Below are 21,124 nucleotides of genomic sequence, written 5' to 3' on the forward strand. Positions count from 1 at the left end.
ATGGCCAAGCGCAAGAATTTCTGGCAGAAGCTTCAGCACACCCTGCGTCCCGACGCAGACAAGGCCGCCAAGCCGTCGACCGCTCCCAAAGCCGAAGCCGCGCTGGCTCGCGAAAAACTCGTCTTCGAGCACCTCGAGCCGCGCCTGCTGCTGTCGGACACCCCCATCCCGCTGGCTGCCTTCGCACCCGCCGGCACGCTGACGATCAACGTCCACTCCGGCGACCTCAAGGTCGAGACGGTCTACAGCGGCGGTGGGCCGCAGATCCGCGTCTGGGACAACACGCTGGGCACCTCGCTCGGCCAGGTGGCGCTGAACCAGAACGTCAAGATCAGCATCAGTGGCCTGCCCGGCATCAGCGACAAGGTGCAGGTCGATCTCGGCTATGACGACGGCGCCGCCGGTACGACGGCCACCTCGCCCTTCGCCGTCATGGTGGAACTGGACGGCGGTACCGACATTCCGCTGATCAGCGACGACACGCTGACCTTCAACAGCAGCGGCCCGGACTTCTACAACCCGGCGACGCTGTTTCTGAAGAGCACGGACGACATCGTCTTCGCCAGCAGCTTCACGACGACAGGCAAGCTCAACGTCGACTCGCAGGAGGCCATCACCGCCAGCGGCGTGACGCTTCAAGCCAGCGACATGTATTTGGGCGTCACCAAGGCCGTGACGGACGGCGTGACGCTGCTGGACGGCTTCAACCTGCTCGGCAATGCCAGCGGCGCCATCAACCTGATCGGCGCGACGCTGACCGCGAGCGACATCGGCCTCATCGTCAACACCAGCGTCAGCGTCAGCACGACGGACTCCAGCTACGCGAGCAACCTGATCAAGGTCGCGTTCGTGCAGACCAGCTCCGACGCGCAGATCACGCTGTCCGGCGCCACCAACCTGAACGCCACCGCAGGCAAGATCACGCTGGCGTCCAACTCCACCGTCACGGCCAAAGCAACGACCCAGCCGGACGCGAACAGCACCGCGGCGGACAAGGACGCCTCCGTCGCGTCGTCCATCGTCAGCAGTTCTGCTGGCGTGACGGTCGGCGGCAGCTCGTCGCTGACGGCCACCGGCGCGGTGATCCTGACCGCGACCAACACGGTCAGCGTCGACACCATCGCCGACGGCACGGCCGGTGCAAATGCCAACGGCGCCAAGGGCGGCACGGTCGCCGTCACGCAGCTCGGTGGCAACACGTCCGTCAACGTGACCGACACGGCGGCCCTGGCCGGCAGCAGCGTCACGGCCGTATCGACTGCTGCGCGCACCGTGCACACGTCCGCCAAGGCCACGGCCGGCGGCGCGACGCAGCCGGGCGCCGGCACGCCCACGCAGGGCCAGCAGCAGCTCGCCAACAACAACGCCCAGACGGGCGACGGTGCACTGAACTTCGGCGCCGCCGTGGCCGTGACGCATGTCGGCGGCGACACCACCGCCCGCCTGGCCGGCGGCAATGTGACCAGCGCCAGCGCCGTCACCGTGTCGGCCATGTCGTCGACGGCCACCGTCGCCGGCGCCGCCGCGACGACCGAGGCTGACGGCAGCGCCGCGACCGGCAGTCCCGGCGTCGGTGTGGCCGCCGCCTTGAGTTTCATCGACGGCACGACGCGCGCCTCACTTGGCGACGGCGCCGCCATCACCGCGCCCAGCGCCACGTTCACCGCCAGCACGACGACCGACGCCAACTTTGGCGCCATTGCCACGTCCGGTGCGGGCAGCACCAGCGGCGTCGCCGTGGCTGGCTCCCTGGCCCTGCACGTCGGTGTACTGGCGACCGAGGCCGTCCAGGAGGTCGGCAGCGCGGCCTCGTCGACCGGCGGCGTGACCTTCAACGCCACCAGCAACACCCACCACCAGGCGCGCGCGCTGCCCAAGGTGGATGGCGCGACCGGCAAGAGCACCGGCATCGGTGCGTCCGTCGCCATCAATGTGGTCGATGAGACGACGCGGGCCCAGGCCAACACCGGCGCCATCTTCACCGGCACCAGCCTGGCGCAAAACGCCAATGCCACCGGCGACGTCGACACCGAGGCCAAGGGCGGTGCCAGCGGCGGAACGGCGATTGCGCCTGTCGTAGCCATCACCGTGGTCAACAGCGACGCCAAGGTCGGCGCGCTGGGCGGGAGCGACATCACGCTGAGCGGAGGCCTGACCAGCGACGCCAAGAGCGCGCTCAACGTGCTGGCCAAGGGCCACGGCGACGCGGTGGGCAGCGACAGCGCCGCCGTCGGCGCCTCCGTCGTCGTCACGCATGTGGCGCCCGTCGTCGAGCTGGCGCTGGACGGCAAGTTGCAAGCCGGCGCCGCCGTGCTGCTGACCGGCCGCAATACCGGCCTCACACGCAGCGAGGCCAAAGCCGCCGCCCGCGGTGCAACAGACAACGGCAACAACGCCAGCCAGCAGGGCACCGCCGCCCAGGGCGCCGGCAACACGGCAGCCGGCAACAACGGCGCACGCGGCGCTTCGGGCGCAGCGCCGCAGGCCAGCAGCGGCGAAGGCCCGGTCACGGTGGCTGCCGCCATCGCCATCCACCACCTCGGCGGCCAGAGCACGGCGCGAGTGGGCGATGCCGCACAGATCACCACCAGCGGCTTGCTGTCGCTGAAGAACGAGACCGACCTCGACGCCCAGTCCGACGCCAGCGGCATCGCCAGCAAGGGCAGCACCAACGTCGGCGCGGCGGTGGCGATCAACGTGGCCGAGGTCAGCAGCAGCGCCCGCGTGGGCGGCAGCGCCACGGGCAGCGTCAGCAGCCAGGGTCTCGCCCTGGGCGCGACGACCGTGTCCGGCCAGCGCAGCGAGGCGACGACAACGGCCACTTCGGGTGCGGCCACCGGCAACACCGGCGTGGCCGGCTCGCTGGCCATCGGCGTGGGCATCAGCAAGTTCGAGGCGACGCTCTCGCCTGCGGCCAAGGTCAACGCCCACAGCGGCGCCGTCACGCTCGACGCCGATTCGACCACCGGCGACACCGTCAAGGCCTTGCCAGACGGCGGCGGCGCCGTGGCCGAGAACACCGGCGTTGGTGCGTCCGTCGCCATCAACGTGGCCGACCACCTGAGCCGCGCCGAGATCGAGAACGGCGCCAAGCTGACGCCAGCCGGCTCGGTCACGCTGAACGCCAAGACCGACTCGGCCATCGCCACGACCGCCGAGGGCGGCGCCAAGGGCGGCACGGCGGTCGCACCGGTCGTGGCTGTGACGGTCGCCAACCAGGACGCAGTCGCCCGAATCGGCACCGGCGACCTGATCGACGCGAGCGGCGCGATTGGCGTCAATGCGACGCTGGTCAGCGCCAACACGACGAAAGCCGAAGGCAAGGCGGAAGGCGCGAAGGACGCCGCCATCGGCGCGGCCGTGGCCGTCAATGTCGAAAACGACAAGAGCCTCGCTAGCACCGCGCGCAGCCTGAAGAGCACGGGCGCCATCGGCATCTCGGCCACCAGCGGCGCCGCCAGCACGGCAGCAGCCAAGGCCAGCGCCGTCGGCGGCAAGGAAGACAGCAATTCGGCGAGCGACGACAAGGCCGTCGACGACCAGAACACCGCCGCCCGCAACAGCGGCAACACGGCCGCGAACTCAGCCGGCGCACGCAACTCGTCCTCCTCGTCGTCGACGCCGTCCGCCCAGGGCACTGGCGGCGGCACGGTCAGCGTGGCGGCGGCCGTCGCGGTCAACGTCGGCTCAGCGACGAGCCGCGCGACGGCGGGCGGCGGCACGCTGACGGCGGGCGGCGCGGTCAGCCTCGACAGCAAGGCCGACACCGACACCAAAGCCATGGCCGATGGCAGCACGCGTGCCAAGGACGCAGCCAACCCGAACGACACCGGCGTGGGCGTCGGCGTGGCCATCAACTCGGTCACCAACATCAACGAGGCGCGCGTGCTGGGCGACGCGGTCGTCGCCAGCCAGGGCGTCAACGTGCGTGCCGGCATGGCGGCCGGTGGCACGCACACCAACGCGGCCGAAGCCAAGAGCGGCGCGGGCGGCGCCAAGACCGGCATCGCCGGCGCGCTGGCCGTCAACGTGGCTGTCGACCGGACGACGGCCGAGGTCCTCACCGGCGCCAACGTCAATGCGGGCGCCGGTGCCAGCACCATCAGCGCCGCCACCAAGCATGCCGACTCGGCCAGCGCCACGCCGACCGACTCCGGCGTGCAGGCCGATGCCAAGAACACCGGCGTCGGTGCGTCCGTCGCCGTCAACGTGCCCGACGTCATCGCCCGTGGCGAAATCGCCGATGGCGCCACCGTCTCCAGCAGCGGTGCGCTGACCGTCAGCGGCTCGCTTGAGAACGCCATCACGACGACGGCCGAAGGCGGTGCCAAGGGCGAAACCGCCGTCGCGCCCGTCGTGGCCGTCACGGTGGCCAACCAGGACGCCATCGCCCGCATCGGCACCAGCCCGAGCGCGATCAACGCGACCGGTGCCGTCAGCGTCGCCAGCAGCCTCAAGTCCACCAACACGACCAAGGCGGAGGGCAAGGCCGAAGGCAGCAAGGACGCCGCAGTTGGTGCCGCCATTGCCATCAACGTCGAGAACGACGAGAGCCGCGCCAGCGTCAACCGCAACCTGACGGGCACGACCAGCGTCGGCATCACCGCCGCCAGCGACACCGACGTCACCGCTCAGGCCAAGGCCAGCGCGGTGGGCGGCAAGGAAGACGACAGCAATTCCGCCAGCGACGACAAGGCCGTCGACGACCAGAACACCGCCGCGCGCGGCCTGGGCGACTCGGCCGCCAGCAGCGGCGGCGCACGCAACTCGGCGTCCTCCACCTCCACGCCATCGGCCGAAGGCTCGGGCGGCGGCACGGTCAGCGTAGCCGCGGCTGTAGCCGTCAACATCGCCGACGCGACGGCGACCGCGACGGTTTCGGGTGCGAACATCAACTCCAGTGGCACCGTCACGGTCGCCACCACGGCCGACAGCGACGCCAAAGCCATTGCCGACGGCAGCACGCGCGCCAAGGACGAGAACAACGCCAACGACACCGGCGTCGGCGTGGCCGTTGCCATCAACGTCGGCCACAGCACGAACGATGCACGCGTGTTGGCCGGCAGCAGCATCAACAGCCAGGGCCTGAACATCACAGCCGGCATGGCGGGTGCGTCGGGTGAAGGCGCGACGCACACGACGTCGGCCGAAGCCAAGAGCGGCGCCGGCGGCGCCAAGACCGGCGTGGCCGGCGCGCTGGCCGTCAATGTGGCGGTGGACCGCACGACGGCCGAACTGGCCGGCAACGCGCAGGCCGGCGCGGGCGCCAGCAGCGTCACGGCCAAGAGCACGCATGCAGACACGGCCAAGGCCACGCCGATGGACTCGGGCGTGCAGGTCGACGCGCAGAACACCGGCGTCGGTGCGTCCGTCGCCGTCAACGTGCCCGACCACATCGTGCGGGCCGAGGTGCTCAACGGCGCGGGCCTGGCCACCGCCGGCGCACTGACGATCTCGGCCGCGTTGCAGAACACGATCACGACGCAGGCCGAGGGCGGCGCCAAGGGTGGCACGGCCGTAGCACCCGTCGTCGCCGTCACGGTGGCCAACCAGGACGCCATCGCGCGCCTGGGCACGGGCGGCCTGCTGACTTCCACGGGCGACCTGACCGTCACGGCCGACCTCCGCTCGACGAACAACACGACGGCCAAGGGCAAGGCCGAGGGCAAGGAAGACGCGGCCATCGGCGCCGCGGTTGCCGTCAACGTCGAGCTCGACCACTCGACTGCCGAACTGGCCCGCTCGGTCACCAGCACCGGCGCCGTCAGCGTCGCCGGCACCAGCCAGGTCAGCACGACAGGCAAGGCCGAGGCCAGCGCGGTCGGCGGCGAACAGGACGACAGCAGCAGCAACGCCGACAACGACGGCGTCAATCAGAAGACCGCCGCTGGCCGTGGCCTCGGCAACTCCGCAGCCGGTGACGGCGGCGCGCGCGATTCCAGCAGCAGCGCCGCCACGCCTTCGGCCGGCGTCGCCAGCACCGATTCCACCAGCGGCGACAGCGGCAGCAGCGAGACCGTCAGCGTCGCGGCCGCCGTGGGCGTCAACGTCACTGATGCCACCAGCCGCGCCCGCATCAGCGCCGGCACGATCACGACGCCGACGAAGAACGTCTCGGTGCAGTCCTCTGCCAACACCGACGTGCAGGCGATTGCCGACGGCAGCGCCACGACCGGCGATGGCGGCACCGCGGTGGGTGCCGCGGTCGCGGTGAACTACGCGGCGACGACCAATGAAGCGCTGGTGAATACCGGCGTCGTCATCACCGCCGACGGCCTGCAACTCGGCGCGACGATGACGAACGTCGGCGGCGACACGACGCACACGACGCTGGCCAGCGCCAAGAGCGGCGCGGGCGGTGGCGACATCGGCGTGGCCGGCTCGGTCGCGATCAACGTCGTCAACGAGGACACGCGCGCCCAGTTCAACGGCGGCGCCACGTTGTCGGGTGCCGATTCCGGCGGCTCGCTCCAGGCCATCACGCAGTCCACGGCCAGCGACACGGCCAAGGCCATCCCCGAGAACGAGGGCGCCCAGGCCGGCGGCAGCGACGTGGGCGTCGGTGCGTCCGTTGCCGTCAACGTTGTCGACCGCAACCTCGACGCCACGATTTCCGACGGCGCGCAGATCGCCGGCAATGTGTCCGCCATGACGGTCGCGTCGACCGCGCAGGACACGATCACCACCGAAACCGAGAACGGCGCCAAGGGCGACACCGGCGTCGGCGTGGCGGCGGCCGTCACGATAGCCACGAACGACACGAATGCCTATGTCGGCACGGGCGCCGGCACGCTGACGGTCGCCGGCGACGCCGCCGTCCGCGCCTTCCGCCTCGACCAGGTCAGCGGCAGCGCCAAGGCCGAAGCGGCCGGCAAGGACACGGCCGTTGGCGCGTCCGTCGTCGTCACCGTTGTCGATGGTGACGTCAGCGCGCGGCTGGCCCGCAACGTCACGGCCGGCGGCGCTGCCGACGTGTCGTCTGGCGCCACGGTGTTGGCCACCGGCACCGCCAAGGCCAGCGCGTCGGGCAACGACTCGGGCGGCCGCAGCTCCGACAAGGAAGCCGACAACCAGGTCAACAACAACCCTAACAACGGCGGCGACCGCACGCTGCCCAAGAGCAACGACCAGACCAGCTCCGCCAACTCCCAGACCAGCAGCGAGACCGGCGGCAGTGGTTCGTCCGGCACCGGCGTGGCCGCAGCCGTCGTCGTGCAGGTGCTCGTCACCGACAACACGGCCAGCGTGGCTGACGGCGTCAAGCTCACGGCCGGCGGCGCCATGACGGTTGATGCGACCGCCGACTACAACGCCATCAACCTGGCGACCGGCGATGCCATCGACTTGAGCAAGAAGACCAACGTCGGCGCCGCCGTGGCGCTGGGCGTCGTGGACGCGAGCAACACAGCGAGCGTCGGCGCGAATGCCGACCTGCGCGGCGCCTCGGTGCTGATCCGCGCCGACCGCCCGGGCGACAGCGGCGACCATGAATTCCGCAGCCTCGGCGTCGCCGCCGCAGGCGGCAAGGACACCTCGGTGGCCGGCAGCGCCGCCATCAACATCGTCACGCTGGACACGGCCGCCACGGTCGGCGCCGGTGCACAGGTGCGCGCCAGCGCTGGCAAGCTCGATGTCGTTGCCGACCAGAGCACCGCCATCCAGGCCATCGCCGGCGCGGCCGCGCTGAGCACGGGCGGCACGGGCGTCGGTGCGTCCGTCGGGCTGAACATCGTCGTCGAGCACACCAACGCGACCGTCGGCGCGGGTGCCTCGCTGGCCGCGCGCGACGCGACCACCATCACCGCCAACGGCCAGGTCATCCCGGCCACGCTGGACCTGCCTGATCCGCTGGGCGGCCTGACGGTCAGCAACCTCGCCATCTCCGGCGGCATCTCCACCGACGGCGCGGCGGGCGCAGGCTCGGCGGCAGTCAACATCTACACGCTGGACACGATTGCGCGTCTGGACAACGGCGCCAAGGTCAATGACGCCGCCATGGGCGTCGCGGCCGGCGCGGCTCAGGACGTCATCGTCGGCGCCAGGAGCAAGACGAACATCGAAGGCGGCGCGGGCGCGGGTGGCATTTCCATCGGCAATGCCGGCGTCGGCATCGGCCTGGACGTGACCGTGCTGGTCGAGAACACCAAGGCCACGCTCGGCACGGGCGTGGCGGTCAAGGCGGGCCGCGACATCACGGTGCGCGCCAACTCGGACCAGGACATCACCAGCGTCGCCGCGACCGCAGGCGTAGCCACCGATGGCACCGGCGTGGGTGGCAGCGTGTCCGTCTACATCATCAGCAACACGACCGAGGCCACGACGGCCGGCGGTGCGGGCTCGGCGCTGCAAGCCGGTGGTGCGCTGGCCGTGGTGGCCGATGCGCCGTTCGACATGACGCAGATCGCCGGGGCGCTGGCCTACGGCAACTCGGCCGGCGTCGGCCTCTCCAGTACGGTGCTGGTCCACAACGACACCGTGCAGGCCCTCGTCGGCCCGAGCACAGCCATCACGGCCGGCACGACCGGGGGTGTGGACGTGGCCGCCACGTCGTACGAGAACCTCGTCACCATCGCCGTGGGCGGTGGTGCGTCCAGCAGCGCGGCCGTGGCCGGCTCGGTCGTCGTCAACGTGCTGAACGAGACGACCCGGGCGCGCATCGACGACAGCGCCACCTTCACCGTCGGCACCGCTTCGGGCGCGACGCAGGCCGCCATGAAGGTGCGCGCCAGCGACGAGACCGACATCGTCTCGGTAGCCGGCTCCATCGCCGCCTCCAGCAGCGTCGGCGTCGGCCTGGGCGTCGTCGTCAACACGGTCAACAAGACGACCGAAGCCCGCCTGGGCTCGGGCGCCACCGGCACGGTGGACGGCGACCTGCTGGTCACGTCTCACTCCGACGAGGACATTTCCACCGTCGCGGCCGGCGTGGCGGCCAGCTCCAGCGTCGGCGTCGCGGCCGATGCGAACGTGCAGGTGCTCAACATCACGACCCGCGCCATCCTCGGCGACGACCCGACGGACGCCAAGGCCAGCGCCGGCGCGGGCGACGTGCATGCCCAGGGCAGCATCGTCGTCGCGGCGGACGAAAACTCGGAGATCGACCTCATCACCGGCTCGGTCGGCGCCTCCGGCTCGGCCGGCGTGGGCGCGGCGGTCGGCGTCGTCACGGCCAACAAGAACACCGTCGGCCTGGTGGGCGAGGGCGCCAGGATCACGGCCGATGGTCTGCGCGCCGGCCTTGTCGTGCAGGACGGCGGCATCGGCGTCGGCTATGGCGCATCCACACCGCAGAGCACGACCGGCCTGCCGAACGCAGCCGCCGGCCAGAAGGGCAGCGCCGCTGCGTTTGAGGTCGGCACGCCGACCTTCAAGGCAGAGTCCGGCGACGGCAAGAAGAGTGACGACCTGAGCTTCACGAAGAACCGCGTCGCCACGCCCAACACGCGCAGCGGCTTCACCGGCGTGGCCGTGACGGCCACCAACCGCGACGACATCGAGACCTTCGCCGTGGCACTCGGCGCCGGCACGGCCGGCATCGGCGTCGGCTCGGCCACCAACGTCGTCAACACGACGACGACGGCCACCGTCGGCGCCAGCGCCAACGTCAACGCCGACACCAGCACGGCCGGCGCGGGCCAGAGCGTCCTGGTCGGCGCGGGCGACGACTTCTCGCATGTGGCGCTGGCTGGCGCGCTTGGCTTCGGCACCGTCGGCGTCGCCCCGGGCGTGGACGTGACCGTGCTGACGCACGACACCACGGCCAGCATCAACGGCAACGCCAGCGTCAAAGCCAAGGACGACATCGTCGTCCAGGCGCACAACGAAGACCATCTGGTGCTGATTTCCGCCGGCATCGCCGCCGGCACGGTCGGCGTGGGCGGCGCGGTCAACGTGCTCGTGGTGGACAACCACACGGCGGCGTCCATCGGCGCCGCAGCCTCGGTGCAAGCGGGCGGCGACGTCGGCGTGCTGGCGAGCGACACCACCGACGTGACCATGATCGCCGGTGCTCTCGGCGCGGGCACGGTCGGCGTCGGTGCGTCCGTCGGCGTCATGAGCATCACCAAGCACACTGACGCCGGCGTGCTGACGGGCGCGTCCGTCGATGCCAAGGGCGCCGGCACCGGCCTGCTCGGCATGCTGGACGGCAGCGTCGGCGCGGGCGGTGTCGGCACCACTGAGCGCCATGGCGTCGTTGTGCAGGCCAACAGCAGCGAAGACTTCTTCCACCTCGACGTCGCGGCCGGCTTTGGCTACGTCGGCGTGGGCGGCGGCGTCGGCGTGACGCTGCTGGACAGCGATACGACGGCCATCATCGGCGCCAACACCAAGATCAACCGCAACGGCGGCAACGCCGGCGCAGACAGTGACCAGGGCGTCTACGTCACGGCGGCGAACGTGGCTGGCGGCACGCACTTCACCGGCGCAGTCGCGGGCGGCTTCGTCGGCGTCGGCGGCGCGGTGCAGGTAGGCAGCCTGCGCAACGACACGGCGGCACGCATCCTCGGCAATGCCGATGTCGCGGCGGCGGGCGACGTGGCCATCAACGGCCTGTCGCAGATCGATCTCGACTCGCTGACCATCTCCGGCGCCGGCGGCTTCGTCGGCGCGGCGGGTGCGGTGACGGTCTGGTCCGTCGGCACGCCGCTGGAGCGCAGCTATCAAAACGACCAGGGCACGTCGGCCGACAGCCTGACCAAGGCCAAGGGCACCGAGGGCGACCACAGCAATGACTCCGGCGACAGCGACGCGGCCCGCCAGGCGACGTTGGCCAAGGGCCAGGTTGGCAGCGTGCTGGGCGGCTTCCAAAACGGCTCGGCCGGCAGCGGCCAGCAGCGCGTGAATCAACGCGCTGGCGCAGCCGGCACTTTCGTCAACGGCTCCGGCCCCAGCCAGGCCGAATGGCTGGCAGCCATCAACGCAACCAACCCGGCGCAGGGCACCGAAGCTACCGTGGCCGGCGGCACCAGCATCACGGCGGGCAACGCGATCACCGTCAACGCCCGCCAATGGGCGGATGTGGACTTCCTCGTCGGTGCCATCGGTGCCGGCGCGGGCGGCATCGGCGCCGGCATCGGCGTCTTCTCGACTGCCTTCAACACCAACGCCAACGCCGGCGGCAGCTACACGGCTGGCGGCCAGTTCAAGGTCAGCTCGCGGCTGGACAGCACGGTCGATGCCATCGCCTTCGCGGGCGGCGCCGGTTTCGTCGGCCTGGGTGCGGCCGTGTCCGTGCTCAGCGACAGCAGCTATGTGCAAAGCGCGTTGGCCGACAGCGCCCGCGTGCGCGCCGCAGCCAGCGTCGACGTGACGGCTGTCTCCAACCGCACCATCCATCTCGACACCGCCCAGGGCGCCGCCGGTGCGGTCGCAGCGGGTGCCTCCTTCACACGCCTGAGCAGCGACGGCCAGGTCAGTGCCGACGTCGGCGCCGGCGCCCGCATCGGCCAGGAGGCCGGCCTGAACGTCGGCGCGCTGCACGTCAGCGCCACCGCCGATTTCGACACCTACGCGCACACGCTGGCCTTCTCGGTCGGCGCGGTCGCCATCAGCGCCAACTTCGCCATCGTCGACGTGACACCCCTGGTGCGCGCGTCCGTGGGCGACGCCTCGCTGATCAAGACGACCGGCGAAGCGACCGTCGACGCCATCACCACCGGCCGCGCCGACGCCGATGTGCTGACCGTCACCGCCGGCGCCGGCGCGACCGGCGTCAGCCTGTCCTCGGCCACGTTCTCGCCCGTCGTGCAGGCGCTGTTCGGCGCCACCTCGGTGCTGAACGCGGGCGGCCTGATCCGCGTGCAGGCGCGCAACAACCACAACGGCACGGCTGCGCTGGCCAACAAGGGCGCCTGGGCGCAATCCACCGCGCCCGGCTTCGGCGGCTTCACCGGCAACGGCGCGGTGCCCACGGCCGAGGCCAATGGTGCCGTCAAGGCCAGCATCGGCTCCGGCTCGCTCGTCAGCGCGGGCGGCCGCGTCGACGTGCTGGCCTACAACAACAACGAGGCCCAGGCCGAGGCGCTGGCCCTTTCCATCGGCGGCGGCACGGTCGGCGTCAGCGTCGGCAATGCGCGGGCCAACGGCGGCACGACGGCCGAGTTGCTCGGCGGCGTCGGCTCGTCCACCGACCTGACGGTGCGCTCGCAAGCGCGCAATCTTGCCAACTCCGACTCCGACGCCTCCGGCGGCGGCATCGTCGGCACCAACGGCGCCAGCAGCACCGCGCGCGCCAACGGCAATGTGCAGACGACGGTCGGCGTCGCGGCGCAGGACGCGACCATCAACGCCAGCGGTGCCATCGTCATCGAGGCCCGCTCCAGCAACGACGCCACGGCCAACACCTTCGGCCTGTCGCTCGGCGTGGCCGGCGCGGTCGGCATCATGGCCGCCAGCGCCGAGGCGTCGCCCGACGTGCGCTCCACCGTCACCGGCAACACCGGCCTCGTGTCGGGCGCCGGCGTGCGCGTGGGGGCTTATCACAACCAGGCCGGCGAGGACGTGCGCGCCACGGCCGACGCGGCCGGCGGCAGCCTGGGCCTGGCGGCGTCGGGCGCCATCGTCAACGCCAGGAGCCTGGCCGGCGCCCAGGCGCTGGTGGGCAACAACACGTCCATCGCCGGCGGCAGCGGTGCCGTGGTCGTCGAAGGCCTGTCGTCCAACGTCGCCATCGCCACCGGCGACGCGCTGTCGGTTGCGGCGGGCATTGGTGCCGGCGCGGTCGTGGCCAACGCCAGCACCGGCGGCACGACGGGCGCCGTCAGCGGCGCCGACGTGACCGGCGCGAGCTATTCCGTGCTGGCTCATGCCGACCAGAACGCCGACGGCACCGGCAAGGCCGCAGCGGGCGGCGTGCTGGCGGGCGCCTCCGGTGCCGGCGGCACCAGCAGCGTCACGCCCACCGTCAACGCCGGCATCGGCGACGGTGCGCAGGTCAGCGTCGGCGGCGCCATCTCCGTCGTGGCCGAAACGAACGCGGACTCCGACGGCATCGCCAGCGGTGTCGCCTTGTCGGGCGGCGTGTCCATGGGCATCTCCATCGCCGACGCGACGCTGAACCCGACGATGACCAACCGCATCGGCACCGGCGCCAGCCTGAGTGCCAACGGCGTGGGCTCGGACCTGACGATTGCCACGCGCGTCAACAACGGCAGCAGCGGTGCCGGCGGCGCCACGGCCACCGCCACGGCGCCGTCCGGGGGCCTGGCGGCGGGGCTCAGCGGCACCGGCGCCTCGGCGCAGACGACCTACAACATCCTGCAAAGCTCCGGCACCGGCGTCACGCTGAACGCCGGCCGCGACCTGAACGTGGAGCTGAAGCTCGGCAACCACGTCGAGTCCACCGCCAACAGCGACACCATCGGCCTGGTCGCGGCCATCGGCGGTGCGGTTTCCAGCGCCACCGTCGACGGCAGTGCGCAAAGCAACTTCAGCAGCGCCAGCGGCACGGTCGGGCGCAACCTGAACGCGCTCGGGGTGTCGAGCCAACCCGTCACCAGCACCGCGCGCGCCTCGGGCGGCGGCCTGGTCAGCGGCCAGATCAACAGCGCCACGGCCAGCTTCACGCCCGTGATGGGCATCGACCTCGGGAGCGGCACGACCAACGTGGCCGGCAGTGCCACGGTGCAGATGCTGTCCAGCACCGACACGACGGCCAGCGCCGTTGGCAGGGCGCTCAGCGTCGCTGCGAGCATCGGTGCGTCCAGCGCCACGGCGACGATGAGCCCGACCGTGTTCGCGCGCACCGGCAACCAGCAGCTGACAGCCGGCGGCGCCATCCTCGTCGAGGCCCGCCACAACCACGACGGCGCTGTGCCCACCGGCCTTAACACCGTCGCCACGGCGCTGGCCTCGGCCGGCAGCGCGCTGGTCAGCGGCACGGGTGCATCCGCCTCCGCCACCGCTTCGGCCAATGTTGATGCGACCGTCGGCGCGGGCAGCAAGCTCACATCGAGCAGCACGGTCAAGGTGCTGGCCGATGCGGCCAACCTGGCCAGCGGCGAAACGGCCGGCCTCGGGGCCGGCGGCCTCATCGGCATCGGCAAGTCCACCAGCTCGGCGGTTGTCGGCGGTGGCACCACGGCCGACCTGCGCGGCGGTGTCGGCGGAGCCACGTCCGTCAACGTCATTGCGCAGGGCAAGAACACGGCCGTGGCCGGCGCCAATGCGACCGGCGCAGCCGGCCTGGCCGGTGCCAGCGGTGGCAGCGCGACCGCGCGCTCCAACAGCGGTGTGTCCGCCGGCCTGGGCGATGCTGGCGTCGCCAGCAGCACGACGACTACCGGCGCCGTTCTCGTCGACGCCATCTCCAGCGCCGATGCCGACGCCAAGGCCAAGGCCTTCTCCTTCGGCTTGGCCGGCGCGGCGGGCTTCATGAGCGCGACCAGCCAGGTCTCGCCTGCGGTCACGGCCGAGGTGCGCGGCACCACCGCCGTCAGCGGCAATGGCATCACGGTGCGCGCCCGCCACAACCAGGCCGGTGAAGACAGCACGGCAACGGCCGACGCCGCCGGCTTGGCTGGCGGCATCTCCATCAGCGGCGCAGACGCCGATGCCACGGCCGCCGCCGACACCAAGGCGCTGACGGGCAACGCGACCAGTTTCAACGCCGGCAGTGGCAGCGTGCTGGTGCAGGCCAATGCCGTCAACACGGTCACCGGCACGGGCGATGCTTTCAGCGGCGCGCTTGGCATATCGGCGGGTGTCGTGTCCGCCACGGCGCGCTCCGGTGGCATCACCGAGGCCACCAGCGGCGCCGACGTGCAGGGCGGCTCGCTGACCGTGCAGTCCACCGCCACGCAGACCGGGCTGGCGACTGCGGAAGGCACGGCCGGCGGCCTGCTTGCCGCCGGCACGGGTGCGGGGGCGACGACGACCGTCAACCCCGACGTGCGCGCGGGCCTGGGCGACGGCGCGGTTATCAACGTCGTCGGCGGCATTAACGTCTCCGGCACGGCCAACACCGATGCCGATGGCACCGCCACCGGCGTGGCCGTGTCCTTCGGGCCTTCGCTCGGCCTGTCCAGGTCCGACGTGACGCTGGCACCGACGATGACGCTGCGCGTCGGCAGCGGCGTCAACGCGACGACGCAGTCCGCCAACACCGGCGACATCATTTTCTCGCTGAGCCACAACGGCGGCAGCAACGAGACCGGCGGCGCCACGTCCACGGCCTTCGCGGCCGGTGGCGGCATCGCGGCCGGCGGCGGCGCCGATGCGACGGCGGCCGTCAACTACAACATCAACGCGACGACCGGCAGCGGCGTCACGCTGAACGCGGCGCGCGGCGTGTCCTTCGCGACGCAGGCCGGTGCGCATGTGGACGCCAACGGCGACGCCCGCGGCTTCGGCCTCGTCGGCGGCATGGGCGGCGCGCTGTCCAGCGCGACCGTCACCGGCACGGTGAGCCAGGCGCTCGGTGCCGTCAGCGGCAACCAGGGCATCGACTTCAAGGTCGAGACTTACGCCAACCACCTCGTCAACGCCATCTCGCAGGCGTCCAGCCTCGGCCTGCTGGCCGCCGGCCAGATCAACTCGGCGACGGCCAACTTCAGCCCGACCATCACGGCCAACCTCGGCGGTGGCGGCAGCATCGGCGTCGGCCGCGACCTCATCGTCACCGCGTTGTCCTCGGCCGACACGACGGCCACGGCCCAGGGCCGGGCGGTCAGCGCCGGCATTGGTTTCGGCAGCTCACTCGCCTCCGCGACGATGAGCCCCAATATCAACGCGCTGACCGGCAACGAGACGGCCAACGTGGGCCGCAACATCAGCATCCGCGCCAGCCACAACCACGACGGCGCAGCCGGCAACGGCCAGGACACCGTGGCGCTGGCGCGCAGTTCCTCGGGTGCGGGGCTGGTCAGCGGCGCTGGTGCTTCGGCCACGGCCAATGCCAATGCGGCGACGACCGCGCGCAGCGGTGCCGGCAGCGTGCTGACGGCGGGCGGCTCGCTGAGCATCCATGCCGACGCGGCCAACATCGGCCACACCGAGACCTCGGGCGCCAGCATCGGCCTGGTGGTCGCGCTGGGCCGCTCGGTGGCCCTGTCCAACGCCAATGGCGCGACGACGGCCGAAATAGCCGGTGGCTCGGGCGGCAGCACCGGCGTCGACGTACGCGCGCTCGGCCACAACTATGCCGACGCGCACGCCAACGCGTCGGGCGGCGGCCTGGGCGTGGGCGTCAACAGCGGCGACGCCACGGCCAAGGCCAACGGCAACGTGACGGCCGGTGCGGGCAACGCCAGCTCGGCCAGCACGGTGACCAGCGCCGGGCTGATCAACATCCTGGCCTTGTCTCAGGCCGATGCCAACGCGCAGTCTCGCGGCCTGTCGGTCGGCTTGGTGGGCGCGATCGGCATCATGTCGGCCAATGCCGAGGTGACGCCCACGGTGACCAATCTCGTGCAGGGCACGACGACGCTGAGCGGGCAGGGCGTCAACATCCTGGCGCAGCACAACCAGGGCGGCCAGAACGCGCGCGCCAAGGCGGACACCGCAGGTTTCAGCGCCGGCATCAGCGGCTCCGGTGCGAACGCGACGGCCAAGTCCGGCGCCAACCTCAACGTCAACGCCCAGGTCAACGCCACGCTGAACGGCAACGGCGGCGTCGTCACCGTGCAGGCCCTGGCCAACAACAACGTGTCGGCCGACGGCACCGCCAGCGCCGTCGGCCTTGGCCTCGGCGCGCGCGGCGCGATGACGGCCACGGCCACCTCCACCGGCACCACGGCCGCCACCAGCGCGGCCAAGGTCAACGGCGGCGGCCTCGTCATCGACGCAACCGCCAATCAGACATCCACCGCCAACAGCTCCGCCGCCACCGGCGGCCTGGTCGTGGCCAGTTCGGGTGCCAAGTCCACCAGCGCCGTGACGCCCACCGTCACGGCCGGCATCGGTGCCGGCGCGGTCATCGACGTGAACGGTGCCGTGAACGTTGGCGCCAATGCGTCGACCCAGGCCACCGGTATTGCCGATGGCGTGCAGTTCGCCGGCGGCGTCGGTGCCGGCGGCTCGGTCGCCGACGTCGACATCAACCCGACGATGACGGCCAACATCGGCAACAACGCCAAGGTCACCACGCACGGCGGCAACGGCAACGTGCAGATGGCCGTGCGCCTGAACAACGGCGATGCCGGCGCCGGCAAGGCGCTCGCGCGCTCCAGTGCCAGCGCGGGTGCGTCGATCTCGGTGTCCGGCAGCAACTCGACGGCGTCGACCGTGGCCAACCTGACCAACAACACCGGCTCGGGCGTCGTTTTCAACACCTCGGGCAATGTCCGCTTCGACACGCTGTCTGGCCTGACGGCCGACGCCAAGGGCGACAGCCTCAACGGCGCCCTGCTCCTCGCGGGCGGCGTCGCCAAGTCCAGCGCCACCATGGGCGGCACGACCAACGCGGTGACCGGCGCCATCTCCGGCACCATCGGCGGCGACCTCGTCATCAACACGGCCAGCAACTACGTCGCGCTTTCCGACAGCGACGCAGCCAGCGTCGGCCTGCTCGGCGCGGGCGGCTCGAACACGGCCAACGCGGTCATCACGCCGACGATCAATGTCGGCATCGGCGCGGGCGGCAACATCAGCGCCGGCCGCGACGTCATCATCAGCAACGTCTCCACCGGCGATGCCGATGCGCGTGCCGATGGCCTCGCGGTGTCGACACTGGGCTCCTTCGGCGGCTCCGACGCGACGGCACGCGTTCGCCCCGACATGGACACGACGGTCGGCGCCGCCGACGTCAGCGCGGGGCGCAATTTCACCGTGCTGGCCAGCCACAACCACACCGGCGCAGGCGCCAGCGGGCAGGACGCGCACGCCTACGCCAACACGTCGGGCGGCTCCGCCGGTTTCACCGGCATCGGCGCCAACAGCCTGGCCCAGTCCTCGGCCGACATGACGACGACGCTCGGCGGTTCGGGCAGCGACCTCGCCGCCGGCACCGGCAACTTCACCGTCACCACCCGCTCCGGCAACGTCGCCAATGCAGAGGGCTACGGCCTGGCCTTTGGCCTCATCATGGGCAAGGGCAATGTGCGGGCGGACAGCATTGCCGGCGGCACGCTGACGAACGCCCAGAACAACAGCTACAGCAACGACAACCAGGCGACGACCATCGCCGCGGGCACGGGCATCGCGGCCGGCGGCAATGTCGCCATCGACAACATCAGCGACCAGGGCGCGGCCACCGACACCACGGCACCGGGCGGCGGCCTGATCGGCGCGGCCTCCAACGACTCCAACGCCATCGTCGCCCGCAACCTGAGCACGTCCATGCTCGGCAGCGGCATCACGGCCGGCGGCAACATCCTGCTCGGCAGCGCTACCAGCGGCGGCGCGCGCGCCACGTCGGAGGCCGATGCCTACGGCCTGCTGGTGTCCGTGGGCAAGGCGCAGGCCAATGCCCAGGTGACGCCGACGGTCGCGACGACGGTGGGCGGCGTTCTCGACGCTGGCGGCCGCATCACCATCCGCGCCGCGCACGACGGCTCCGAGGGCGCCTCAGCCAGGGGCGAGGCGGGCGGTGGCAGCGGCTTTGCCAGCATCAACGGCGCCGACACGTTCGCCTCTACTGCGGCGGCCGTCAGCGCCGAAATCCGCAACGGTTCTTCGGTGAACGCCGACGGCGGCACCGAAGTGCTGTCTGCCGTGTCCGACAAGGCCAGCGCGCGCTCGGACGGTGAGGCCTATTCCTTCGGCGTTGCCATCGGCACCACCGATGCCCGCGCCGATGCCAACTCCAGCAGCCGCGCGACGGTGGGCAACGCCCAGATCACCGGCGCAAGCCTGACCATCGACGCCTCCGGCGGCGGCCGCGGCGCGGCCACGGCGGTGGCCACGACGGGCGGCCTGCTGGTCTCCGGCAACGGCGCGGCACCGGTGGTCAACGTCAACCCGACCATCGCCGCCGAACTCTTCGGTGGTGCCAATGTCGACGTCGGCGGCAACGTGGCCATCCGCGCCCACGGCAATGCCGAGGGCGACGGCGTTGCCGACGGCAGCTCCTTCGCCGGCCTGGGCACGGCCAGCATCTCCAAGGCCGACATCAACATCAACCCGAGCGTGCGCGCCGACATTGGGGCCGGCGCGCGCGTGAAGGCCGGCGGAAGCGTCGAGCTCAAGGCCGACCAGGGCCAGACCGTCAACACCGCCGACACCAGCTTCGGCGCCGGCGGCGTCAACACCGGCGCGAACGTCATCACGCTGAACGGCGATCATGGCCTGGCGACCGGCGACACGGTCACCTACAGCATCGGCCTGAGCGGCAACGGTGCCGTCGGCGGCCTGGGGGACGGGCGCAACTACCAGGTCATCGTGCAGTCGGCCGCCGCCGTCAAGCTCGGCTCGGTGTTCAAGTCGACCACCGTCGATGCGGCCAAGGACGAGATCAAGTTCGACGTCGAGCACGGCTTCGTCGACGGCCAGCGCGTCATCTACCGCGCGGCCGGCAACCCCGGCATCAGCGGCCTGAACGACGGCCAGGCGTATTTCGTGCGCGTCATCGACGCGCAGACCATCAAGCTCGCGACCACTGCGGCCGCTGCCACGGTGGCGCCCAAGACCTTCCTCAGCGGCGCCGTCAACGCGACGACCGAACAGATCACGGTCAACGGCCACGGCTTTGCCGAAGGCCAGGCGGTCACCTACCGCACGGCGGGCGCCGAGCAGTTCGAGGGCTCGGCCGTAGAGTCGGCCGGCGCAGACCAGATCACCGTCGCCGCCCATGGCTTCAACACCGGCGACCAGGTCAAGTACAGCCTGCGTGACATCGTCATCGAGAGCCCCAACAAGCCGGCTGCCGCCATCACCAACCTGGCGGGCGACGGGACTTACTACGTCATCCGCATCGATGACAACCACATCAAGCTGGCCACGACGGCAGCGAATGCCAGCAACGGCACCGCCATCGACATCGCCAACACGGCGGAGTCCGCCGCCAGCGGCCATGTGCTGACACGCGTCGGCGCGGCACCTCTGTCGGGCCTGAGCGCTGGCAACACCTACTACGTCAAGCTCATCGACGCCAACACCTTCCAGCTCGCCGCGACGGCGGGTGGGGCGGCCATCAACCTCGGCGCGGGCGGCGGCAAGCACACCATCGGCGTCGAGGGCATCGAGCTTTCGGGCGCCAGCACCACCGGCATGCATCAGCTGGAGGTCGACATCACCAGCACCGGCAGCGGCAACGGCCATCAGCTCCTGGGCGCTGGCGGTGCGCTGCAACTCGTGAACAGCGTCGTCGACAACGGCGTGTCCAGCGGCAAGACGTCGGGCGCGGCGGGTGCGCTGATCTTTGGCGAGAAGGGTTCGGAATCGCGCGTCGACGTGGTGACCAACGTGCGTGCGACGGTCGGCGACAACGCCGTCGTGCAGGCCGGTGGCGACATCCTGCTCAACGCCTTCTCGGCCGCGAACGGCGCCGGCACGGCGGGCTCCAGCGGTGGCGCCTTCATCGCCGTGGGCTATTCCGAGGCCTATGTCAATGCGACGCAGACGGTGCAGGCCACGGCCGGCAGCGGCGCGCAGCTGACGTCCGGCGGCTCGGTCAGCCTGCTGTCCAAGAGCACGCAGAACGGCACCATCGACGCCAACTCCAAGGGCGGCGGCTTCATCAACTCGTCCGACGTGACGGGCGGCGTGCAGCTCAACCACGACACCCAGTCCGGCATCGGCAACAACGGCAGCATCACGGCCGCGCACAACGTCAACATCAAGGCCGAATCGCAGTTCGACGGCGACGTCAATGGCCGCGCCTCCAGCGGCGGCTTCGGTGCCGGCTCCGATGCCGACATGTACTGGCGCGTGGGCGGCAGCGGCGCCAACCAGCAGACGACGGTCAACGTCGGCAACAGCGCGGTCGTCAAGGCCGGCGATGACATCACGCTCGACGCGGCGATGACGCACGCGAAGAGCCGCGTCGCAGCCAACGCCTACTCGGCCGCAGCCGGCGCCAACCCGGACTCGCATGCCTACCTGCGCATGTTCTCGGATGCCGTCGTCAACGTGCGCAGTGGTGCGCTCGTCAGCTCGCTGGAAAACATCAATGTGCTGGCCTCGCACGGCGGCCTGGACGCCTATGCCAACTCCAAGGGCGAGGCCGATGCGGCCGCTGGCGACACCG

General features: G+C 71.3%; 1 protein-coding gene (only partly in view). It reads left to right on the forward strand.

Annotated features, from left to right (window positions below; all coding sequences use genetic code 11):
* On the forward strand, positions 1 to 21,124 hold the 5' end (the start) of the coding sequence (locus tag AC0IZJ_RS01595) for an Ig-like domain-containing protein (RefSeq protein ID WP_471845960.1). The gene runs 23,957 nt beyond the window's last position; only the first 21,124 of its 45,081 coding nucleotides appear in the window; it begins with the start codon at positions 1 to 3; its stop codon lies beyond the right edge, outside the window.

The organism is Roseateles sp. AC306, from assembly GCF_979253795.1.